This is a genomic window from Vibrio sp. J2-4, from assembly GCF_021728155.1.
Classification (GTDB): domain Bacteria; phylum Pseudomonadota; class Gammaproteobacteria; order Enterobacterales; family Vibrionaceae; genus Vibrio; species Vibrio diabolicus.
Map to the genome: position 1 here is coordinate 236,335 of NZ_JAKKCN010000003.1, position 23,447 is coordinate 259,781.

Sequence of the window (23,447 nt, forward strand, 5' to 3'; positions counted from 1 at the left end):
GTGCCTTACGGTTGTCTTTTTAGGTTCATAACATGAATGTGGAGTTAAAAGCGGTAGAGGCGCTTGGGGTTATCGACCAGAATCTTACTAAACAGTGTCGTATCTTGCGTCCAGTGCCACAAGGTATCTAACAACTGGCCATCATTTGGCATCTCAGCAGCAAAACATGGATGAGGCCAATCCGATCCCCAGACACATTGCTCTTCATTCGCTTCTAACAAAGCTTGAGCAAATGGATAAACATCATCATAAGGCGGTGATTGAGGCGACAAACGATACGGCGCCGACAATTTTGTCCACACTTTCCCCTCAGCTTTAAGCTTCAATAAGGTTTGAAAACCAGGATGAGAAATAAGCTTGTTTGTTGGCATATGTCCAAGATGATCAATCACTACGGGCACGGGTAAAGCCCTTAATCGCTGATATAAGTCATCAAACTGCGAAACATCAATTAAGCATTGAAGGTGCCAGTGTCGCTCTGCAAGGCGAGCCGCTAAACGTTCAACATCACGCCACTCAATACCACCTTTAAACAGTAGATTCATCCGCACTCCACAAAATCCCGCATCTTGTAGCTCATCCAGCGTTTGCTCGGACACATCCGCATCCACGACCGCGACGCCTTTGTAGTCGTAACCTTGCTGGCGTAAATACCGTAATGTATCAAGATGCAACTGGTTGTCATTGCCATACACACTCGGCTGAACCAGCACGCCATGACGGATGCCTAATTGCTGGTGCAAATGCAGGTACGCGCCGACGCTGGCATCAGGTGGTGTGTAGGTTCGCGTTTCACTGTACGGATAACGTGAAGAAAAAACGTGGGCGTGACAATCAACCGCGCCTTCAGGAATCGCGATTGTTGGTTTATTTACAAATGGGTCAGCCGCTTCACAAAATGGAATTATGCTCATCGAAAATCATCCTGTCAGAAAGGTAGAGGTGCCATCAACGAAAGCACCTCTTAAAGACTTAACTGAAGTTCTCACTCAACCAGTTCGCGATCACGCCAGAGAACTGAATAAACTTAGGATCGTCGTCCAACATCCACTCGGTGTGACCACCTTCCGGCAGTAAGAATAGAGATTTCGGCCCAGGGTATTTCGCGTACAGCGACTTTGCTTCGGTCACTGGGTGAAGGTCGTTTTCTGCACCGTGCGCAATCAAGATTGGCGCGTCTGCAAATCGCTCATCCAGTAGAGCTTCCGGTTTGAAATTGATGAGAGAATCCGCAAAATCCAGATCAGATGTCACGCCGTAGCCCGGCGCTTTGACCAGTTCAGTGAATACATATTCGCGGCTTACTGGATCAAGCGGGTAGATTTCAAATGGATCAATCCCCTGCTTTTCTCCACCAAGAGCAAGACGTGTACGCTCTTCTAACATAAATTGACGGAACGCTTTCCAGCCGTGCTCGCCACGTTGAGCAACCTGAACACGTACCGCATCATAAAAGCCGTTCATGGAGATAAGGCCATCAATCGCATCTTGGCAAACTCGGTAAGCATCAAGAATTAATCCCCCCGCCATGCCCCAGCCAGCCAGTACGACTTTGCGGCCTTCCTCGTCAGCGCGCTGTTTCACAACCGCAACCGCGTTCGCGATGTCGCGTACTTGTTCATCCAAAATAACTCGCTCACGAATGCCCTCAGATTCACCAAAGCCACGGTAGTCAAATCCGAATACCGTAAAGCCCTTCGCAGTTAAGGCTCTCGCGTAACGCTCTGGGTGAATATTTTTTTGCCCAGTAAAGCCTGAGCAGACAATAACGATCGGTAAGTCTGGGTTGTTAACGTTCTCGTCAGTAAAGAAAGCGCCATCAAGGCGTAGACCATCACTAATTACTGGGGCTTTTTGTTCAATCATAATTATCTCGTCCAAATGAATGTGTATGCTCGACAAAGAACTCCTTGTCTTAAGTCACATCATGTTCGAATTTTGATAGCAATAATTTAACAATTGCGACATTCTTATCCAGAAATACGACATAGATGAACTGCCCACTTGGTGACCACAGAGAATGAAAACGACACACACGTATCGCATTGGTTTTTTCCTTATTCCTGATTTTTCGATGCTCTCTTTTTCGGCGGTTATCGAACCTCTTCGAATGGCCAACCGCCTCGCTGGTTGCGATTTGTATCAGTGGGATATTTATGGATTCGAAGATAAAGAAGTATCGGCCAGTAATGGCGTTTCATTCTCGCCAACACAGTCAATCAACAACATTGCTCATTTAGACTTGCTGCTGGTTGTGGCAGGTATTGGCGCCCATGTTGCTGCTGCGAGTGGCTCGGTGAATCAGTGGTTAAAACAGGCGCTTCGTCAAGGCATCGCCGTGGGCTCGACTTCGACAGGCAGCGTGTTGTTAGCAAAAGCTGGCCTGTTAAAAAACAAAACGTGTACCGTGCATTGGGAGTCCGCCAACAGCCTGGCAGAGGAGTTTCCAAACATTAACGTGACCAGTGAGTTGTACGAATTCGACCCACGCACACCAACTTGTTCGGGCGGCTTAGCCGGTTTGGATATGATGCTTCATTTAATTACAAACCAACATGGGAGCGACTTGGCGAATCAAGTGGCTGAGCAATGCATTCACCCTGCGATTCGACCAGCGCATGATAAACAGCGGATGTCGTTAATTCGTAAGCACAACATCCGCCACCCGCGCCTGCTCGACGCTGTAGAGATCATGGAAGCCAACATGGAAGAACCGCTAAAGTGCTATGAAATTGGCGAACAAGTAGGGTTATCGGTCAGGCAGATGGAAAGGTTATTTTTACAATACTTGCAAGACAAACCAGGCAATTACTACCTTCAACTGCGCCTAGAGCGCGCTCAACATTTGTTGTTGCAAACCATGTTGTCCATTACTCAAATCAGTACCGCTTGTGGGTTCAGTTCTACATCGTATTTTGCGCGCTGCTACAAAAAACGCTATGAAAAAACGCCGCGTGAAGAGCGACGTTTAACTTAAGATTGAGTAAGAGAAAAGAAATTCGATCTCTTCGATCTCATCGTGATGTGTCAGACGGCTTATCAGACAAAGTGCCTTGGTAAAGCAGTGATAGCCAAGCAAGTACCTGCTCTTTACTGGCTTTATCAAGTTGCAAACAGCCCTCTTCTATCGCTGACACGCGCGAAGCGGACAATTCTTTCTCTGCCAAAGTGCGAAACTTACCTTGCATCTCGTCTCGACTGAGAGGATTTTCAGGATTACCTCGCGCAATACAGGGAGGCGACGTCAGTTTGTCGCCATTTTTCAACGTCACCACGACATGCGCCCAGCGTTCGGCTGGAAACTTATCATTGTAAGCAGGCTCTTCAATTAACTTCATCCGCTCCGTAATTGCCAAGCGAGCAGGATCTTTCAGTCCTTTGGTAACGGCTTCTACCGTGACCGTATTATCCATGACCGCACTCGCGACTGAAAATGGCAAACTGTACTGAGCCTGCTCGGTTGTCTCAGGGCGCTTGGTATGCAGGCACACCGCCTGGTGAAAGCTGTGAACTTCGATAAGTTCAATCTCATCAGGTTCTAGTTTATTTTCTTGTTGCAGTGCTCTCACTGCTTCAACCGCGGGTTGAGCCCAACGACAAACCGGATACGGTTTAAAGTATTGCTCCAGGATATACCAGCGCTGCCCTAAATCTGCCCACAAAGCGTGAGTTTGTTGGTCCAGCAGAGTCACGGCTGGCGCGCCAGTAAATCCTTCTTCTGCCAGCTCTGCACTGGCAAAGCCCGCCATTGCTCCCCAGCCAGAGCCGTCTTTGAGCATGGTTGGATGTTCAATACAACGCATCATTTGGCTGCGCGGGCCATAGAACTCGGCAATGCCGAGCGCATGCTCTGTTTGTGCCTCCGTTAATTCTTTTCTTCTTGCAGATACTGCGGCGACGCCCAACGCATTCCAAGCACCAGAAGTATGGTAGTCACAAGCGGTTTGATGCAGAGCGATTCCGGCGCGAGTTGCTATTTCGTAGCCAATGACGAGGGACGTTAATAACTCTTCTCCCGTAACTGCTGACTCATGCATACTGGCGAGCAGCCCCGGCAAAACAGCGACGCCAACATGGCCTTTCGTCAGGACTTGGCCGTCGTGCGCGTCCATACTATCAATCAACATGCCGCCATATAGAGTCGCCCCACAACCACTGGCCGTGTGATCAGAAAACAGCATCGGCGTATCACCGGCAAACTGCTTCTGCGCGAGTTTGGCTACCATGTTTTGCAGCTGCGTCGCTTTACCAGCTGCGGCGACACCTAACAAATCCAAGACGCAATATTTCGCTTGTTCAATAACGTCAGCTGGAAGGTGTTCAAAGGTTAATTCGTGAATAAATCGATGAATAGATTGCATCGTCTACTGCTCCAGTTTTAGCGTTTTGCCTTCGACAATAGCGTTGTGATCAATGGTGTATTGCTGTCTCGCATGGTAGGCAGCTCGAATCTGGCTTTATCAATATCGTCCAATGACAAGGTCGCAGTTATCAAGGTTTCACCGTCTTCTGCCTGCGCCAATAGCTCACCCGTTGCAGACAAAATACAGCTTCCTCCCCAAAACCACGCTTCGCCCTCTGGCCCGTAACGGTTGGCCATCAAAACTGGGGTCCCGTAGAGCACCGCATAAAATTTAACGTTAACTAACCAGTTGTCTTCATTGGAAAAGTCTTTACTGACAATACTGCTGGCCGAGTTGATCGGCGCGAGCAAGATTTCAGACTTATCGAGTAGCGCGCAATGAACCAAAGGTGGGTTCCATAAATCGGCACAAATTAAAACCGAGCCTCGCCAATTATCATCAAGAGAAACGCTGGTGGTGGCATCTCCAGAATGAAACCACTTGCCCTCTTCAAGCCCACCATAGGTTGGTAAATTGATTTTGCGATGCACAGCAACCACCGTACCACCGAGCAACCAAGCCATCGCGTTGTAGTACTCTCCCGGAGCAGCCTGTTCAACAAAGCCGACAATCACGGACATGTGCGGTGCAAGTTGCGCAAGGTCTTTAAGCCGAGCATCATCACGCTTCATGGCGACTTCACGCACAGAAGATTGGAGCTGGTATCCGGTCAAGGAGAGTTCAGGAAACAGCAATAGCTGCGACCCCAAGGCCGCAGCTTGCTTTATGTAATCCTGATGAGTATTCAGATTGGCATTCACATCGCCTAACTGGGCGTTGATTTGGGCCACACTGACTTGCAGGATAGTCATGGTATTACCCCAAGTTATGCTCAGATAGGAACTGGCTTGCGACTTCTGAGATCGAACGTCGCTCCACATCAACTTGTTGATTCAAAGTCGACATCGTATCGCCATCGATCGCCGCAGAAAGCGCGTTCATTTGCTCGGCAAGCTCTGGGTTCGCATCTAGCGTTTCTTGGCGAACCACAGGAGTGATCGCGTAATCAGGGAAGAACTGTTTGTCATCCGTTAAAACGGTAAAACCGAATGCTTTGATACGACCATCGGTTGCAAATACGAGCGCAGCATCGACTTCTTTCCCTTTCAGCGCATCATAAGTTAACCCCGTATCCATGCGTTTCACTTGGTCTCGTGACGCTTTGAATTTGTAGGTTTTCTGTAAAGGTCGGAAGCCATCTTTTCGTGCATAGAATTCCGCATTCAAAGCAATGGTCATTGGCGGGTCTTGGCGCATTTGCTCGGCGAAGTCGGATAAGGTTGAAATGCCACGTTGTTTCGCATCGTCACTGCGCATAGCGAGCGCGTAGGTGTTGTTCGCTTTTGAAGGGTTAAGCCAAACTAGGCCTTTCTTCGCATCGAGTTCCTTAACGCGTTGATACACTTGCTCTGCTGGGAGCTTGTCTTTGACTTTGTTGTAAATGATCAGTGATGTGCCCGTGTATTCCCAATAAAGATCAATCTGGCCGTTTTCTTGCGCTTTACGCAAAACCGCACTGCCCATGCCCGAACGCTTATCAACGTCGTAGCCTTTTTTGGTTAAATATTGAGACGTGATCTCCGTTAAAAGCTGTTGTTCTGTAAAGTTTTTACCACCTACCACGATTTCCGCGGATGCGTGAAAACTTGAAAGCAGTACACCAACGGCCAGCAAGCGGCGAGTAATTTGCTTTAACATGTTTGACTCCTGTCTGTGTTCAATTTTTAGGATTGTTATTGTCTAGCTCTAATAGGGTTACAGCCTTTAGGTACAGTGACATAGGAAACGGCTCCTACCACACTGTCGATAGCGATAGCCAACATTGCTGTAGGAATAGCGCCTGCCAGCATCATGATCGGTTCATCCAGATCAATACCGGTAAAAATGAGCTCCCCTAACCCACCGCCACCAATTAAGAAGGCCAGTGGAACGGTGCCCACGTTGACAGCTAACGCCGTGCGGATACCGGCAAAAATGACGAACAGCGCATTAGGAATTTCAACCTGAAACAACATTTGTAACTCGGTCATACCAATGCCTGACGCCGCTTCTTTTAAATGAGCGGGCACTTCTTTCAGCCCGATGTAGGTGTTTCTGACAATCGGCAACAACGAGGCAATCGTCAGCCCAAATACCGCAGGCACGGTACCAATGCCAAGAAAGCTCATTGCCAGCGCAAGAATAGCTAAAGTAGGAATCGTGGTCCCCACATTCAAAACCTGCATCGCCGATTCTGCGACTTTCTGAAAACGAGGACGGCTGAGCAATACGCCGACGGGAATAGCGATTAGGATCGCCAATCCACCAGACAGCAGCACCAGTTCAATGTGCTGAACCGTCAAATAAACAATGTCTTCTTGGTAGTAGAGGAAATCATCGATCGTACCCGCGCCTTGTAAATAAATACCCAACGCAAAGACACACGCCAATAAAACGAAATAGTAGGTTTGTTTTAGCTGATTGGTCACGATGCCTCCTTAGCCTGATGCAATGGCTGTGGCTCACTAAGAGAGGTATCGCGCTGATAAGTTGCGCCTAGATAATGGGTAATGCCGCGCTGTGTGACTTCGCCCACTAAGCGGCCATTCTCGTCAACACACGGCATCCAAACAATGTCGTGCGTGAACATCTTCGATGCGACTTTACGCAGATCATCCGTGGTTCGGGCGATTGTTTTCAGGCCGACATAATGTGCACCGCAGTACCCCTTCATATTGATTGCGGTAGCTTTGGGCACATAACCGATAGGTTGGTGTTGGTCATTCACTAATATCACGGCGTCGCGATACCCATACGCGTCAATTTTGGTTAGAGCGTCGGCAAGCGTATCGTTAGGTTTCACGTACGCAAAAGTGGTCTGCATGACGGACTCAGCCGTCACTAAGCGAAGACGTTTAAGTGCGCGATCATCTCCGACAAAGTTTTTCACGAAATCATCTTTCGGGTGTGCGAGCAAATCGTCAGGCGTATCGTACTGAACCAGGTGACCATCACGGAAAATCGCAATTCTATCGGCCATTTTGACCGCTTCATCAATGTCATGACTGACAAACATGATGGTCTTGTTGAGCTCTTGCTGCATTTTAAGGAACTCATCCTGGATTACTTCACGGTTGATCGGGTCAATCGCGCCAAAAGGTTCATCCATCAGCATGACGGGAGGATCCGCCGCCAGCGCTCGGGCAACACCAATTCGTTGCTGCTGTCCGCCAGACAACTCATTTGGATAACGATTAAGGAAGACACTAGGATCAAGAGCCACCATCTCCAATAGCTCTTTTGCACGCGTCATGTATCTTGCCTTATCCCATCCTAATAACTTGGGAACCACCGCGATGTTTTCGCCGATCGTCATGTTGGGAAATAAGCCAATTTGCTGAATAACATAACCGATATTGCGGCGCAGAGTGACTGTATCCATCCCAGAAGTATCTTCACCACCAAGATAGATCTTGCCCGATGTCGCGGGAATAATTCGGTTGACCATTTTCAGCGTGGTGGTTTTGCCACAACCGGACGGGCCAAGTAACACACATATTTCACCACTGGGAACTTCCATCTCAATGTGATCTGCGGCAGTCACCGGGCCATTAGGCGTTTCAAAAATTTTGGTTAGCTTGTCAATTTTGATCATTTGAATGTCCCTATTATTTGTCCTTTATCGAGCTGCAGTCAGGCCCGGTGGCGTTAATCTTTTTTGTAGTCGAATCAATCCATAATCCGCGATGATAGCCAGAAGGCTGACGGCGATGGCACCAACGATCAGTTGTCGAGGATCACTTTGCGAGATGCCGCGGCTGATAAACACGCCTAGCCCTCCTGCTCCGATATACGCGGCGATCGCCATAACGCCAATATTCATTACTACTGCCGTTCTCACACCCGCCATAATCACCGGAATCGCCAATGGAATTTCCACCATTTTCAAACGCTGAAAAGGCGTCATCCCGATGCCGCGAGCTGCCTCTCGGAGTGACGGTTCTACGTTGTGAATGGCGGTATAAGTGTTGCGAATAATAGGCAGCTGAGAATAAAGCAGTACGGTAATCACGGCGGGCACGTAGCCAATCCCATGACCAATGGTCGATAAGAGAGGAATCATCAAACCAAACAGTGCGATTGAAGGAATGGTGATAATGATGGACGCTACGTAAAGCACCACTTTCGCAACGCGCTCATTTTGTGTGATAAGAATGCCGATAGGTACGCCAGTTAGGATGGCAAGCCCAACAGCCAGAGCGACCAAAGAGATGTGCTCCATGGTAAGCGTACCTAGCAGCGCTAAGTTATCTATGGTGAAATTTAGTAAGTCCAAGTAGGTCTCCCCCAACTGTGATTCGCAACCAAGTTAACAGGAGATTAAATTACGCTACTTTTTATTAACAGTGTTGTAAAATAGCGACACGTTAAGATAGAAATACGAAATATTAAGGAGGGAAATAATTGGCTTTCTCATCACCAAAAAAAGCGCTTTATTGGCGATGAGCAGCAGTAGTAAACAAGTTGATTATATCGGAACTGAAAAAAGCCATTGATAGCATGAAGAACCAACTACAATGAGCGGTTAAATTGCTCCACAGCCTCTACGACACGGCTAGCGCCATCTTGTATTTCGTTCATCACATTCCCCGCTTTTTCTGAAAGCTCTAGCGTATCTAGTGCTTCTTTTTGGCACTTGGCGATCAGTTGGACAGCATTATCGGTTCGCTCTAAGTTTTCAGTTACCATTGAGACAATTTCATCCGTGGTCGCATTGGTTCTTGTGGCAAGCTGTCTAACCTCGTCAGCCACCACGGCAAAGCCTCTACCATGCTCACCCGCGCGAGCTGCTTCTATCGCCGCATTTAACGCCAGTAAGTTAGTTTGGTCAGCAATACCACTGATGCTATTAACCAGTTCACTAATGCGTGATGAGTGCGCTTTGAGCTCGTCAATGGCCGTATTCGCTTGCTGCATTTGGTCAGACAGTGTTTGCACCTTTTCTAGCGTCGAACCTATCACTTGCTGACCTTGCAGTGTTTGTGTTCCGGTCTCTTGAGAAACTTCATTAGCCAATTGCGCAGCCTGAGCCATTTGCTGCTCTTGCATCACCTGCTGGGTGATGTCGGTCGCGAACTTGACTACCTTGTAGAGCTCTCCTCTATCGTTATGGATAGGGTTATAGGAGGCTTCTAACCATACCTCTTCACCGTAACGGTTAACTCGCTTAAACCGGTCTGAAGCAAACTGTCCTTTTGCCAAACGTTGCCAGAACTCGCGATAAGCTTCAGAACCAGCCTCTTCCTGATCGCAGAACATACGATGATGCTTTCCTTTAATTTGATCCAGTGTATAACCCATCGTACTAAGGAAATTATCATTGGCTTTTAATACATTACCATCTAACGTGAACTCAATAACCGCCATAGAACGGCTCAACGCATTCAGCATGTCCTCTTGCTCACGCGATGTTTTGATCGTTCGCGTAAGCTCAGAAGCAAACACAAAAAAGCTTTCAACTTCTTGATGTTCGTTCAAAACAGGCTGGATAACCGTTCGTAACCACGCTTCTTCGCCGTTGCCTTTAAGTACTTGCATCGCGCCATTCCAAAATACTTTGTCTTGAACGGCTCTCTTCATTCGATGAAAGTGCTCTGTATTACGCGAATTTGATGGAACCAACTCGGTAATCGGTTTCGCTAAAATATCCGCATCAGTGAAAAAGAGTTGTTGCTGAAGTTTTGTATTTGCAGAGGTAATGCAGCCTTTCTTATCCAGCGTTAAGCGAAGCATTTCTTCATCTAAACTGTGTTGGATTTGCTGCAAGCGTTGCAGATCCTGCTTTAATCGTTGGTTTTCTTGCTGAAGCGACTTATTAAAAAACATGACTTTCTCTCATTTGACTAATCTTCGAACTAGTCAACGGTTTATTATTTATATGCCCAATAGCCTGCAAAGATCCGATTTCGTTTGATCGTTCTTCAAACGCAATTCCTGTCTCCGAGCTGAGACACCTACATGACATAAGGCTATTTTTCTTTGTTATGACTTAAGCGCAGTATACTGAAATTTCTTCACCGCCCAAGTTGTTTATATATTTATCAATATTAAGACAATTGGCAGCTATTATAGATCCGTATTAATGCGGATAGTTGTATGGAGAAAGGATGTATTTGGATCAAAAAAAGCCCTTTCCATAAAGGAAAGGGCTTTGACTTAGTTCCCAAAATTTTTGCCGTTTTACAGCAGTTCCACCGACTGTTGAGCGATTACCCACTCTTCATTGGTAGGAATAACTAGTGCTTTCGCACCGAGCAACTCAGATGTTGCAATAACACCTGCGTTGCCAAATCTTGCATCTTCGTTGCCTTTCTCATCTTCAACAAAACCTAGCAGTTTTAGGTTTTTCAAGATTTCACGACGAATTGGTAGTGAGTTTTCACCAATACCACCAGTGAAGATGATGCCGTCTAATGAATCCAGAGCAGCTAGGTAAGAAGTAATGTATTTCGCAACACGGTAAGTGAAGATTTCAAATGCCAACTTCGCACGTGAGTTACCCGCTTCCATGGCTTCTAGTACACCACGTGCGTCACTTGTTACACCGGATACACCTAAGAAGCCTGACTTCTTGTTCATCATCTCGAACACTTCGTCTTTTTCCCAACCTTTACGGAAAAGGAACTCGATAACACTTGGGTCGAGGTCACCACAACGAGTGCCCATCATTAGGCCAGCTAGCGGCGTCAAACCCATACTTGTATCAACACATTCGCCATTTTTAACCGCACTCACTGATGCACCGTTACCTAAGTGCACGGTGATAAAGCTGCTTTCTTCAACCGGTTTATCTAGCATTTTCGCTGCTTCACGGCTTACGTAGTAGTGGCTTGTGCCGTGAGCACCGTAACGACGCACTTTATGCTCTTCGTAAAGCTCGTAAGGAAGCGCGTACATAAACGCTTTTGCAGGCATTGTTTGGTGGAAAGCAGTATCAAACACAGCGAATTGAGGCAGTGAAGGGAATGCTGCCATTGCTGCTCGCATGCCTTCTGCATTCGCTTTGTTATGAAGTGGCGCTAGCTCAGCAAGACGCTCAACTTCTTGAATAACTTTTTCATCGACTTTCACTGTGCCTTTAAAGGTTTCGCCACCAGCAACAATGCGGTGACCTACAGCTACAAATTTTGAGCTCAAACCCAAAGTCTCGAGTAGTTTTACCACTCGCTCAACAGCGTACTGATGATGGTTACCGCCAGCAGGAATTGCTTCAACGGTTTTTTCTCCCTGATATTTCCAACTGATTTCAGCTTCAGGTAGGCCAAAACACTCACCAATACCTGATACCAAAGCTTCACCGGTTTCAGAATCAATAACAGCAAATTTTAATGAAGAGCTACCAGAGTTGATCACCAGTACAAACGAATTAGACATGAAATAGTTATCCTGTTGTAGAGCAGAGGTTGTAATAGCGCTTGTGCGCTGCGTACTTCTTGTTTGCCCCTCTATTATTCAATAATTTTTTAATCTTTCAACAATCTTTTAGTAAAAGCGATTTGATTGAACAAATTTTGTTGATCTGTAGCAAGTTTTGATTTTATTTGAAGACTAAAAAATATTACTTGTTAAACATAATTTATAAATAGGTCAATTTGTACAAATTCAGAGATATGAGCTACGTTGTTTATTGGGTGAACAAAAATAATAAACCAATCAATAAATCGGGGTAATAATGTGCCCACTATTGCATTTCTATTAGTGATCTTAGGTTTGATTTTGCTCTGCTGGGGATGGCAGATGACAAAAAACATCTGCTCGAGAACTGATGTACCCGGGTGGACTTTCCTATTGTTGTTAATCAGCTGCTTCATTTTTGCGTATGCCGCTTTTTTACACGCTATAATGCAAAAACCTATCGCTTCCCTCTTGGAAACCGGAGTTTCTCTCATTTTATTCGGTGGCAGCATTTTTGTGGTGCTGGTTATCAAATGGAGCAACGACTCCATACTGGAACTTCATACCGTTGCTGAAAAAGAGAAGCGTAATGCCGTTCACGACGCACTTACTGGACTCCCTAACCGTAAATACTGCTTTGAGTTAATCGAAGATAGAATACAGTCTGGAGACCCTTTCTCAGTGATCCTTTTCGATGTCGTTAACTTTAAACAAGTCAACGATGCTATGGGACACTTTTGTGGAGACCAACTACTGATTCAAATTGGGCAACGTCTCCAAGAGAAACTTAAAGGCAGTGACAAAATTTTCCGCGTTGGTGGCGATGAATTTGTCATCCTCACCTCGTCAGCATGCGAGGAAACAGGCAAAAGTCTCATCGAAGAGTTAGATTCGGCACTGTCTAATCGCTTCCATTTAGATGAGTTTCAAGTCTCTTCCCGCGTTGTTTTCGGTGTCAGTACCTACCCTTATGACGCTCTGTCCAATGATCTATTGATAAAGCACGCAGACATTGCCATGTATCACGCCAAACGAAATGGCAATCTCTTTGCATTTTATAATGAGGACATGAACGTCGGGGCCAAGTACCAGCTCGAAATCTCTTCTCGTATTCAATGTGCGCTGGAAAAAGAGGAGTTCCAGCTATACTACCAACCGTTGATTGATGCACATACTAACTTAGCTGTCGGCTTTGAAGCCGTGATCCGTTGGCATGATGAAAATGGTAAAACGATTTCGCCAAACGACTTCATCCCCATCGCGGAGCGAAGTAATCAAGTGCACAACATCACCATGTGGGTCCTCAACCAAGTTGAAAAAGATCTCCAGACCTTTATAGAAAAAGACATCAAGCTTCCTGTCCACGTTAACTTATCTGCAAAAGATCTCTCGTCTAATTTATTGTTCAACCGCTTGGAAACACTGCTCAAGGTAAACCCTCAATTTGCTGACCTTATAAGCTTAGAGATTACTGAAACGATGGCGATTGATAGAGTTGTTGAGCTCAACCCCCTAATTCACCAAATCAAAGGATTGGGTATTAAGATCAGCTTGGACGACTTTGGCACCGGGTATTCATCTCTGTCGCTTTTGAGAGATCTCCCGGTTGATCAAATTAAAATCGACCGATCATTTCTTTGTACCGCAAGCCGGACAGAAGGCACCCGCTCTATCGTTGAGAACACAATAGCGTTAGCGCATGGCCTAGGGTATTCAGTCGTCGCAGAAGGCGTTCAAGACATGGATACACTGCATTTTTTGCGCAGTCGTGGCTGCGACATCATTCAGGGCTACTTGTTCTGCCCAGCCCTACCCTTAAACGAAGTAATAACCTGGGTAAATGAGCACGATGAAAAACAAAGCCGTATTCGACGCGCATAAAAAAGCCGAGCATTTCGCTCGGCTTTCAATTCTTGCGGCAATTTAATCAATTGCTCTAATCACTGATTCGTGATTATGCTTCTTGAGTGCGACGACCACGGCCGTGACCACGCTCACCACGGTGGTTACCACGGTGATCACCACCACGGTTACGATCGAAGCGACGTTCGCCACCTTCACGGTTACCATCGCGGTTGCCGTCACGGTTACCACGGAAGCCACCTTCGCGACGACCGCCTTCACGACGATCACCACCACGGTTGCCGCCTTCGCGGTTGCCACGGTAACCGCCGCCATCACGACGACCACCATCGCGACGACCACCGTCACGGCGACCACCACGAGACTCTCGGAAGTCATCGAAGTCACATACTACAGCACCAACATCTTGTTGACGGATGCGTAGTTTGCTTAGCTTGCCCGCAGCTTCAGAAGTCATTGCTTTTGGTAGCTGAACGAATGTGTGGCCTTGTGCTAGCTTGATCGCACCGATAGAGCCTTTACCTAGACCTAGTTCGTTCGCTAGAGCACCAACGATGTCTTTAACTTGAACACCTTGCTCGCGACCAACTTGAAGCTGGTAAGTATCCCAATCTTGGTTGTTGAAGTTACGACCGCCGTCACGACCACCTTCACGGCGCTCTTTGCGACGTTGCTTATCACGCTCAATCGCTTCAACCATTGGGTCTTCGCCAATGTAGAACAGAGGACGTTTACCTTGCTGACGCTTAAGAAGCATAGCAGCAAGCGTTGCTGGGTCGATTTCTAGAGAAGTTTGTAGTTTCTCTACTAGCTCAGCAAATTTGTCTAGAGCTTTGTGCTCTTTCTCTGCTTCAAGCTCAGCGCCTAGCTTAGCTAGACGAGCTTCAGCAACTTGGTCACGTAGAGGAAGTTGAATCTCTTCCATAGATGACTTAGTTACACGCTCGATAGTGCGAAGCATACGGATTTGGTTAGTGCGAACAAGAAGGATCGCTTTACCTTTACGTCCAGCACGGCCAGTACGACCGATACGGTGGATGTATGACTCAACATCGAATGGGATGTCGTAGTTGAATACGTGCGTAATACGTGGAACGTCAAGACCACGTGCAACAACATCAGTTGCAACTAGGATGTCGATAACACCTTGTTTGATGTGATCAACAGTACGCTCACGTAGAGACTGAGGAATGTCACCGTGCAGAGCAGCCGCTTTAAAGCCACGTGCAGATAGCCAATCAGCTAGACGCTCAGTGTCTTGACGAGTACGTACGAAGACGATTGACGCATCAGTTTCTTCCGTTTCAAGAAGACGAGACATCGCTTCATCTTTCTCTACACCCTTCACTACCCAGAACTGCTGTTGAACTTTGTCTACAGTGTGGTTCTTACCAGCAACGTCAACCATTACAGGCTCACGTAGGAAACGCTCAACGATTTTCTTAAGCATCGGAGGCATTGTTGCAGAGAATAGAACGCGTTGAGCAGACTCTGGTGCGTGTTCCATGATCGCAGTAACGTCATCAACGAAACCCATGTTTAGCATTTCGTCAGCTTCGTCTAGTACAAACGTGTTTACTTCATCTAGGTGTAGACGTTCACGGTTGATAAGGTCTTGAACACGACCTGGAGTACCAACGATAACTTGAGCACCGCTCTTAAGAGCACGCATCTGATCTACGATAGAAGCACCACCGTAAATCTCTAAAACTTTAAGACCCTTGATGTTCTTACCAAGGTTTTTCATTTCAGCCGCAACCTGGATCGCTAACTCACGCGTTGGCGCAAGAACGATAGCTTGTGGTTTACGTTGGTTGAGATCGATCTTATTTAGAAGAGGCAGAGAGAACGCTGCCGTTTTACCTGTACCTGTTTGAGCTTTACCCAGCGCGTCAGCACCTTCCAACAGGTGTGGGATTGCCGCAGCCTGAATTGGAGTTGGTGACACGAAACCCATTCCGTCTAGAGCAGAAAGGATAGAATCATTCAGAGATAAATCGCTGAATTGAATAACAGAATCTTGCATTGGGATCCTACTTAATTAAACAAAAAAACAGTCCCATATGCTCTTCCAATTCGATACTGATTCATCCAGTTACTGATTCCATTCAGACAGGAACACAGCACAGTACACAACCGCGATAAGCCATTAGGGACGACTAAGGGAGGCGGATTATTCCTTAAAAGCATAAAAAAAGCCAGAAAAAATTGAATTACATCACAATTTATTCTCAATAATGGCATTTTTAGCATATTTTTCCACCAGCCCCACCATTCCCCGTAGATTTGCGCAGCTCGCAGATGAGTTTTTCATCAATATTTAAGCCGATTTCCTGCAATTCGATCAGCAAAATTCACGGCGAAATTGCGCTCCACAGGTAGTAATAATAGCTCGCAATGATTATAGTGTGCCCAACTCCATAGGTAATTTAAGAAAAGATGTTTCAAGATAACCCACTACTCGCTCAGCTTAAGCAGCAAATCCAAGAAAACCTGCCGAAAAAAGAAGGCTCAATAAAAGCCACAGATAAAGGCTTTGGCTTTTTGGAAGTGGACAGCAAGACTAGCTTCTTCATCCCACCTGCGTACATGAAAAAGTGCATGCACGGTGATAAAGTCGTCGCCATTATCCGCACAGAAAATGAACGCGAAGTTGCAGAGCCGCAAGAGCTGTTAGAACAAGCCGTGACTCGCTTTATTGGTCGAGTCAAAATGTTCAAAGGCAAGCTAAACGTAGCACCTGATCACCCGCAGCTTAAAAAGCTTTCTCTTAAAGCGAAACTAAAGAAAGGTCTAAAACCTGACGAGTTCGCTGAGGGAGATTGGGTTGTCGCACATCTTATTCGCCACCCTCTAAAAGGCGATAACTCTTTCTTCGTAGAAATTTCTGAAAAAATCACAGATGCGAACGACAAAATTGCACCTTGGTGGGTAACGCTTGCTCAAAACGATCTACCAAACTCTGAGCCAGCAGGCATCGAGAACTGGGAACTAAAAGACGACGCCGATCTAGAACGCGTAGACATGACACACGTTCCTTTCGTGACTATCGACGGTGAATCAACCAAAGATATGGACGATGCGCTGTACGCGAAGAAAACCGAATCTGGCGATTTCGAACTGACTATCGCTATCGCAGATCCAACCGCCTACATCACACCAGAAGATGAAATGGATAAAGTAGCACGTGAGCGTGGCTATACTATTTATCTTCCGGGCCGCAATATTCCAATGCTGCCTCGCGATCTAGCAGACAACCTATGCTCTCTGATTGAAGGCGAAATCCGCCCTGCTATTTGCTGTACCGTAACAGTAAATAAAGACGGCGTAATTGGCGACGATATCAAGTTCTTTGCAGCAAACATCAAGTCACACGCACGCCTAGCATACGATCATGTGTCTGATTGGCTAGAAAACGGCAGCTCAGAAGCATGGCAACCATCTGAAGAGATCGCGACGATCGTTCGTGACCTTTACGACTTTTCTCTTGCTCGCGCAGAATGGCGTGAGAAAAACGCAGTGGTCTTCCCAGACCGCCCTGACTACCGTTTTGAGCTGAGTGAAGACAACGATGTGGTTGCTATCCATGCAGATATGCGCCGCAGTGCAAATCGCTTGGTTGAAGAGTCAATGATTACCGCAAACATCTGTGCTGGTCGTACACTGCGCGATAAATTTGAAACAGGTGTTTTCAATACTCACGCTGGCATTAAGACTGAGAAGATTGAAGAAGTGGTTCAACTTGTCAACCCAGAAGGTGAACTGGAATTCACAGCGGAGTCAATTACCACTCTAGAAGGCTTTGCTGCATTGCGTCGCTGGTTGGCTGCGCAAGAAACCTCTTACCTTGATAATCGTATTCGTAAGTTCCAAGCCTACAGTGAAGTAGGTAATCAGCCTCTTCCTCATTACGCTATGGGGCTGGATATCTATGCGACTTGGACATCACCAATTCGTAAGTACGGCGATATGATCAACCATCGCATGTTGAAGGCCGTCATCCTAGGCAAAGAGCCAGTGCAAAAACCTGATGATCAAGTCGGTGAAGAACTAGCTCTGCACCGTAAACATCATAAAATTGCTGAGCGAAATGTCTCAGATTGGTTATATGCACGTACGCTTGCTGATGAGCCGAACAAGAAAACTTGTTTCACAGGTGAGATTTTCGATATTAATCGTGCAGGTGCACGTGTCCGACTTCTCGAAAATGGCGCAGCAGCCTTTATTCCTGGTGCACTAATTCTTGATAATAAAGAAAGAATTGAGTGCAATGGCGACAACGGTACCATCTCTATCGATAAAGAGGTCGTATACAAACTTGGTGATACATTGGAAATTGTCCTTGCGGACGTAAACCAAGAGAACCGTAGTTTAGTTGCAAAGCCAACCCAGGTATTTGCTGAACAACCAGCAGCACAAGCAGAACAGACTGTAAGTGAATAATACCGAATGAAGTTAAAAGGCGCTCTATTGAGCGCCTTTTTTATTTGTTATGTAAAAATGATAAGAACGAATATGCCGAACATTGAGATCATTCGCTTTAATCACTTCACTGCGCGCAAAAGTGAACGTTACACCGCAACACATAATGGCTTATATGTTGTTGAAGAAGGTGCCCTATTAGTTCATCAACCAAATGGTGAACAGTTTGAACTTAAAGCAGGAGATTTTACTCTCTACAACTCTGCTGATTTGAGCAGCGCAGAAGCCATCCCTAGTGAAAATGGCTTTAAAGCACTGGCTCTAGTCTTCAACCCAAATCTATTCTGTGACTTTAAAAAAGCACACCCAATGCTACGCTCCAAGACGGAAGAAAGGCGCTTCTATCCTTTTTCAGCGCAAGCCAGCAGCGAAGTAGCACAACTAAAAGACACATTGGTCAACTTAGCGAGTCGCAATGCTCCAGACTACACACAAGGTCATATCGCAATGGCACTGCTGTCGTTAATGGTGGAGGTAGAGCCAAACATCCTATCAATCATAGATGATGCAAGCAGCCTAAGCGACTCTCAAAAGGCCATCAAGTATATTGAGAACAATATCGAGAAAGATATCACTCTGGAAGGCTTAGCGGCTCATATGAGCATGTCTATTGCGACCTTAAAACGCCGCCTCGCCGCAGAGGATCTTTCATTTTCACAGATATTAAAAGTGAAGCGGATCAACTTCGCCGCAACCCAGCTGCGCATGTCAGAAAAATCTATAACAGAAATAGCGTTTGAATCCGGATTTAAAAGTGCTGCGCATTTCAGTACCGCATTTAAATCGGTTTACAACATGACACCGAAAGACTTTAGAAACCAAGTCGTTAAATCTAAAGCATAAATCATGGTGACATTGACAGCTGTTAGAGTTGGAGCGTTCCCTATTCCCAAAAACACGCTTGAGGATCGCTTTCCAACTCAGTGAGTAGGTCTTCGAGCGTTTGACTGTATGGAAGTGGCTTATAAGGTATCCACCTTAATAATTCGTTGCGGTACGTTGGGACGTAGAAATACCAAAGCTGATTGCCCTCATCAAACACGATCTTCGCGACGGGAGAGGTATATTCGCTGTGCTGTGAATCAAGAAGAAAATGCGCTCTATGAAGCTCGACACCATTCTCCACTGGCTCATATAGGCACTTACCCTGCTCGACAGGCAGGTTAGCATTACGCGCAGAGCAGAGCGATTGAACTGATTTGTATAAACGACTTGTCGCCATTTGGGACACTGACATCAACGTTCTCCCGATGGATGATAGTTAGAGCTGTCGATCCTAGTATATAACCTTTACACCACCACCGATGGTGATTATCTGCCTACCTCAAACAAAGGGTGGCTATATTCTCATTTACTCAGATTATCATCTCACTCTGCTTGGAAACGCTACCTACATCACCTCTTGGTTAGAAAGAATTCCCTTGTTTAGACCCGACAATTCACAAAAGTGTAACCTGAACGCAATATCATAAACGCTGCTTTATACCGTATATGGAGTTTAATATGTTACGTTTTACTGTGGCGACGTTATTGGCCATAGCAGTCTCCCTCCCCGCCATTGCAAAAGAAATTAATATCTCTGGGTCAACCTCGGTTGCTCGCGTGATGGATGTACTTGCAGAGGAATACAACAAAACACACCCGGACGATTACATTGCAGTTCAAGGTATTGGTTCTAGTGCGGGTATCACAATGGTCAATAAAGGCGTAGCCGAGATTGGGATGAGCTCTCGCTATCTGACAGAAAGCGAAAAAGGTGAAGATCTCAACGTATATCCTATCGCTTATGATGGCCTAGCTGTTGTTGTAAACCGTATAAACTCTGTAAAAAACCTTTCTCAACAACAACTGTTTGATATCTACAAAGGTAAAATCAAGAATTGGAAAGAGGTTGGTGGTGCAGATCAACCTATCGCTGTTGTCACTAGAGAGGCATCTTCAGGCTCGCGCTACAGTTTTGAAAGTCTGCTAGGACTAACCAAAATCGTAAATGATCGCCTCGTCTCAGATATCAGCCCGAACAACTTGGTTGTAAATAGCAACAGCATGGTAAAAACCATCGTGAACCATAATACTCGTGCAATTGGGTTTATTTCTGTGGGATCAGTAGATCGCTCAATAAAAGCGATTCAATTAGATGGTATTGACCCAACTTCGGCAAACATTAGCAATCACAAATATAAATTGGCGCGGCCATTCCTAGTACTCTACAAAGTCAATAAGATTAGCGAACCAGGTAAAGGATTCGTCACCTTCCTTCGTTCAGAACAAGGACAAAAAGCGATTGCTGATTACGGTTACACTCCAGTAAAAAGCTTTAATCAATAAAACCAAAAAGAGAGCATATTAATGCTCTCTTTTTATATGTTTTCTATCTGGCTCTGGAATTAGAAATGCAGTTGAATAACAGAAACGACAACAGCACCAGGTCGACGAATACCTTCGATTTCCACTTTAATTTCACGCTCGATCTCCAAACCTTTTTTGATCGGCGTTACTTTTGTCAACGTGCTGACAGCACGAACGTTGTTTCCTGCTTTAACAGGGTAAGGGAAACGAACTTGGTTTAAGCCTAAGTTAACGACCATTTTGGCTGTTGGGAACATTGGCTTATCAGGGTCCACTGAGTCAGTCAATTTAGGCAACAATGCTAATGTTAAAAAGCCATGAGCGATGGTTGTCTTAAATGGAGATTCAACTGACGCACGTTCTGGATCTGTGTGAATCCACTGCATGTCTTCCGTTACCGCACCAAATTGATTGATACGTTCTTGAGATACATGCACCCAGTCACCAGTGTGAATCACTTCACCAATTTTTTCACTTAACTCGTCATACAGCTTTTGAGCCTCAGGTGCCATTACGATTGGTGCAGGTTGAGGCGCAACCTCTTCGTTAACAGCTGGCTGTTGGTGATCACGAACTTTCGAGAAAAGAAAGCTATTCTGAGCTTTTCCCAAAAAGTCACTCCAATAATCGCGTAACGTTGGAGACATCCAATTCATAAACTCGGATTGATGAGCAGAAATCGCATCAACTTTGTCTTTAAATAGATTTGTGACCTTCATAAACACCCTTAAAAAATTTAAGCACAACTGGCTATACCAGTTAATTTTGAATTAGTTCACAAAGTCTTGCAAATACTTTCGGGCGAACACCTGTACCCTAAAAGCAAGTTATTTCTTAAATATCATAAAGATAACAATAAAACACCATTTTATTGACTTGCGCCAATATAAAGTAAAAACTCTATAAATCGCTACTATTTGTCTCTTTTTTACCCCATTTTCAAACTGTTTAACATTACATCAGCGACTATAAAACGAGCGAACAGTACTTCTATTATAATTCAGCACTTTACAATTCGGACTATGCTCCCTATTATACGTTCCGCAACGGAGAGATGGCTGAGTGGTTGAAAGCACCGGTCTTGAAAACCGGCATACGTTAATAGCGTATCTAGGGTTCAAATCCCTATCTCTCCGCCACTTATTTAGAAAGCTCGCATTTATTGCGAGCTTTCGTCGTTTTAGTGCTTGTAAAATGACGGAGGTTCGAACCCCTAGTCGTATACGGCCCCAGAACTTCACCACATTCCAATAAAGAGCCCGCTAAAAATTAGCGGGCTCTTTATTTCTATTTTCTAGTGTTTAAGCAAACTTCTTAATCATTTCAGATAGGTCATTGGTACAACTTTGCACTTTAGAGTTCATCTGATTCGTTTCTGTCATCAGATCATACGATTCACTGTACTTTAAGTTAAGCGACTGGATGTTTTCGTTAATCTCATCCGTTACGTAAACCTGTTCTTCTATCGCTACCGCAATTTGTTGATTTCGCTCGACTACATCCTGAACGAGAGATTGCAGCTGTTGGATGCTCTCTAAAGCCGTGCCTAATAATGTTACCGTTCCGGTCGACATTTCATTGCCTTTCTCTAGCGCAGAAACCGCTGATTTACTGCCCTTTTGAATTCCTTCAATGGCCGCTTTAATTTCTGTTGTCGATTCCTGTGTTCTTTTAGCAAGGGTTCTCACTTCATCCGCAACGACTGCAAAGCCTCTCCCTTGTTCGCCTGCCCTCGCCGCTTCAATTGCTGCATTCAACGCTAATAAGTTGGTTTGTTCAGCAATATCATTGATCACTTCAACAACGGTTCCTATTTGCTCGGTTTGTTGGTTCAAACGCATGACCACTTTAGAGATTTCGCCGAGCTCATCCACCAGCTCTAGTACCGAGTGGTTAACATTATCGATAACGCTACTGCTATCTGTCATCGTGTTCTGCGCTTCTAGCGTAGCATCGGCCGTCGCTTGAGCATTATTTGATATCTCAGATGATGAGGCTTGCATCTCGTTGACCGCTGTAGCGACCGAGTCGATCTCTACTTTCTGTGCACTCAAGTTTTCCGTCACTTGCTGGCTATTAGTCGCAGCACTGTTGGCACTTGCACGCGTTTCTTCGCAAGAGTCTTTTACAGACACCCCGACTCGCCCTAATAGCGCATCTGCAAATTGCTTACGCATCTTCATACCCAGCTCAATTTCAGCCAGATCGTTAATTTTTCCGCAATAAATATACTCCATTAGCGGATTGTTGAAGTCTTGCCTAGCCTGTCTAGCAAGCTTCTCAACTGGCCTTGTTAATACATAAATTGAGAAAACGGAAAGTAATGCAGCAATGCCAAAGGCCACCGCTGGTGATTGGTTCATTTGTAGAGTTAGCAAGCCAAGAAGGTTTGAAATGAAAAGAAAGAAGGCTGATCTCATCCACAAACGCGTACGAGGAAGATACATTTGCAATGGTTTACCGTTATTCCGAAGCTTTGAATACGCTTTTTCCGCTCGTTGAACGTGTATACGCTCAGGTTTAAATCGAACCGATTGGTATTCAACAACTTCGCCATTGGATTTGATAGGAGAAGCAAACGCATCAACCCAATAATACCCTCCGTTTTTACGTCGGTTTTTCACCATTCCCATCCAGTGTTTTCCGGCTTTTAGGTGCGTCCATAAATCTTTAAAAGCCTGTTTCGGCATGTCGGGGTGGCGTACAACATTGTGAGGCTTACCGATAAGTTCACCATCACCAAACCCCGCGACTTCATTAAAGTTTTCACTGGCATATTTGATATAGCTGGACGTATCGGTGATAGAAACTAGGCTGTAACTCGAAGGGTAATCATATTCCGTTTCACTCATAAACATGTGTCCTTACATTGATTAATTAAATAAACGGCAAGTATGAGTGTAGCAGCATAACATT

The 23,447-nt window shown here is 45.6% G+C and carries 19 protein-coding genes, 1 tRNA gene and 1 pseudogene; 6 read left to right on the forward strand and 15 right to left on the reverse strand.

Going from position 1 to position 23,447, the window contains the following annotated elements; all coding sequences use genetic code 11:
- Positions 1–44: 44 nt before the first annotated feature.
- Positions 45–914: an amidohydrolase gene (locus L3V32_RS11260; protein ID WP_237284307.1), complete on the reverse strand. Its 870-nt coding sequence runs from the start codon at positions 912–914 to the stop codon at positions 45–47.
- Positions 915–972: 58 nt separating this feature from the next.
- Positions 973–1,866, reverse strand: coding sequence for an alpha/beta hydrolase (locus L3V32_RS11265; protein ID WP_005375755.1), 894 nt, complete (start codon positions 1,864–1,866; stop codon positions 973–975).
- 154 nt (positions 1,867–2,020) lie between these two features.
- On the opposite strand from L3V32_RS11265, the gene L3V32_RS11270 reads away from it, so the two are divergent.
- A complete protein-coding gene (locus L3V32_RS11270) occupies positions 2,021–2,977 on the forward strand; it encodes a GlxA family transcriptional regulator (RefSeq protein ID WP_182033584.1) in 957 nt (318 codons plus the stop codon).
- 37 nt (positions 2,978–3,014) lie between these two features.
- Here L3V32_RS11270 and L3V32_RS11275 read toward each other — a convergent pair whose 3' ends face one another.
- The 9 genes and pseudogenes from L3V32_RS11275 to L3V32_RS11315 form a co-directional block, all read right to left on the reverse strand.
- The gene (locus tag L3V32_RS11275) at positions 3,015–4,361 is read right to left on the reverse strand and encodes an MmgE/PrpD family protein (protein WP_237284308.1); all 1,347 of its coding nucleotides are present in this window, start codon (positions 4,359–4,361) and stop codon (positions 3,015–3,017) included.
- Positions 4,362–4,378: 17 nt separating this feature from the next.
- Positions 4,379–5,215, reverse strand: a complete 837-nt coding sequence (locus L3V32_RS11280) for a nitrilase-related carbon-nitrogen hydrolase (RefSeq protein WP_237284309.1) — start codon at positions 5,213–5,215, stop codon at positions 4,379–4,381.
- 4 nt (positions 5,216–5,219) lie between these two features.
- Complete coding sequence (locus L3V32_RS11285; protein WP_046873659.1) at positions 5,220–6,101, reverse strand: glycine betaine ABC transporter substrate-binding protein; 882 nt, start codon at positions 6,099–6,101, stop codon at positions 5,220–5,222.
- A gap of 35 nt (positions 6,102–6,136) precedes the next feature.
- Entirely contained in the window at positions 6,137–6,871 is a 735-nt protein-coding gene (locus tag L3V32_RS11290) for an ABC transporter permease (RefSeq protein ID WP_006742426.1), read from the reverse strand.
- A complete protein-coding gene (locus L3V32_RS11295; protein ID WP_237284310.1) occupies positions 6,868–8,037 on the reverse strand; it encodes an ABC transporter ATP-binding protein in 1,170 nt (389 codons plus the stop codon). Before L3V32_RS11295 ends, L3V32_RS11290 begins: the two co-directional genes overlap by 4 nt.
- Before the next feature lie 24 nt (positions 8,038–8,061).
- Positions 8,062–8,664 carry an ABC transporter permease gene (locus L3V32_RS11300; RefSeq protein WP_005391019.1) on the reverse strand — a complete coding sequence of 201 codons (603 nt, stop codon included), beginning with the start codon at positions 8,662–8,664 and terminating at the stop codon, positions 8,062–8,064.
- 290 nt (positions 8,665–8,954) lie between these two features.
- The gene (locus L3V32_RS26315; RefSeq protein ID WP_374043502.1) at positions 8,955–9,491 is read right to left on the reverse strand and encodes a methyl-accepting chemotaxis protein; all 537 of its coding nucleotides are present in this window, start codon (positions 9,489–9,491) and stop codon (positions 8,955–8,957) included.
- Positions 9,489–10,268, reverse strand: a pseudogene (locus tag L3V32_RS26320) (PAS domain-containing protein); the annotation flags it as partial. The pseudogene L3V32_RS26320 and the gene L3V32_RS26315, both read right to left, overlap by 3 nt.
- A gap of 354 nt (positions 10,269–10,622) precedes the next feature.
- Positions 10,623–11,816 carry an acetate/propionate family kinase gene (locus tag L3V32_RS11315; RefSeq protein ID WP_006742422.1) on the reverse strand — a complete coding sequence of 398 codons (1,194 nt, stop codon included), beginning with the start codon at positions 11,814–11,816 and terminating at the stop codon, positions 10,623–10,625.
- Between the two features lie 363 nt (positions 11,817–12,179).
- On the opposite strand from L3V32_RS11315, the gene L3V32_RS11320 reads away from it, so the two are divergent.
- Positions 12,180–13,718: a bifunctional diguanylate cyclase/phosphodiesterase gene (locus tag L3V32_RS11320; protein WP_031780182.1), complete on the forward strand. Its 1,539-nt coding sequence runs from the start codon at positions 12,180–12,182 to the stop codon at positions 13,716–13,718.
- 73 nt (positions 13,719–13,791) lie between these two features.
- Here L3V32_RS11320 and L3V32_RS11325 read toward each other — a convergent pair whose 3' ends face one another.
- On the reverse strand, positions 13,792–15,726 hold the full coding sequence (locus tag L3V32_RS11325) for a DEAD/DEAH box helicase (protein ID WP_047009310.1): 1,935 nt from the start codon (positions 15,724–15,726) through the stop codon (positions 13,792–13,794).
- 413 nt (positions 15,727–16,139) lie between these two features.
- On the opposite strand from L3V32_RS11325, the gene rnb reads away from it, so the two are divergent.
- Both rnb and L3V32_RS11335 read left to right on the forward strand, forming a co-directional pair.
- Positions 16,140–18,143 (forward strand): exoribonuclease II, encoded by a 2,004-nt coding sequence (gene rnb / locus L3V32_RS11330; RefSeq protein ID WP_046873665.1) that lies wholly within the window; start codon positions 16,140–16,142, stop codon positions 18,141–18,143.
- A gap of 72 nt (positions 18,144–18,215) precedes the next feature.
- Complete coding sequence (locus L3V32_RS11335; RefSeq protein ID WP_084742270.1) at positions 18,216–19,025, forward strand: AraC family transcriptional regulator; 810 nt, start codon at positions 18,216–18,218, stop codon at positions 19,023–19,025.
- A 40-nt stretch (positions 19,026–19,065) separates the two neighbouring features.
- Here L3V32_RS11335 and L3V32_RS11340 read toward each other — a convergent pair whose 3' ends face one another.
- On the reverse strand, positions 19,066–19,419 hold the full coding sequence (locus L3V32_RS11340) for a DUF3024 domain-containing protein (RefSeq protein WP_104970115.1): 354 nt from the start codon (positions 19,417–19,419) through the stop codon (positions 19,066–19,068).
- Between the two features lie 266 nt (positions 19,420–19,685).
- Between L3V32_RS11340 and L3V32_RS11345 the strand changes: the two genes are divergently transcribed.
- Complete coding sequence (locus L3V32_RS11345) at positions 19,686–20,510, forward strand: phosphate ABC transporter substrate-binding protein (RefSeq protein ID WP_237284311.1); 825 nt, start codon at positions 19,686–19,688, stop codon at positions 20,508–20,510.
- A 59-nt stretch (positions 20,511–20,569) separates the two neighbouring features.
- On the opposite strand, the gene L3V32_RS11350 is transcribed toward L3V32_RS11345, so the two are convergent.
- Positions 20,570–21,250 carry a MaoC family dehydratase gene (locus L3V32_RS11350; RefSeq protein WP_005391037.1) on the reverse strand — a complete coding sequence of 227 codons (681 nt, stop codon included), beginning with the start codon at positions 21,248–21,250 and terminating at the stop codon, positions 20,570–20,572.
- Between the two features lie 329 nt (positions 21,251–21,579).
- On the opposite strand from L3V32_RS11350, the gene L3V32_RS11355 reads away from it, so the two are divergent.
- Positions 21,580–21,670 (forward strand) — tRNA-Ser (locus L3V32_RS11355).
- Between the two features lie 162 nt (positions 21,671–21,832).
- Here L3V32_RS11355 and L3V32_RS11360 read toward each other — a convergent pair.
- The gene (locus L3V32_RS11360; RefSeq protein WP_237284312.1) at positions 21,833–23,383 is read right to left on the reverse strand and encodes a PAS domain-containing methyl-accepting chemotaxis protein; all 1,551 of its coding nucleotides are present in this window, start codon (positions 23,381–23,383) and stop codon (positions 21,833–21,835) included.
- Positions 23,384–23,447 lie beyond the last annotated feature (64 nt).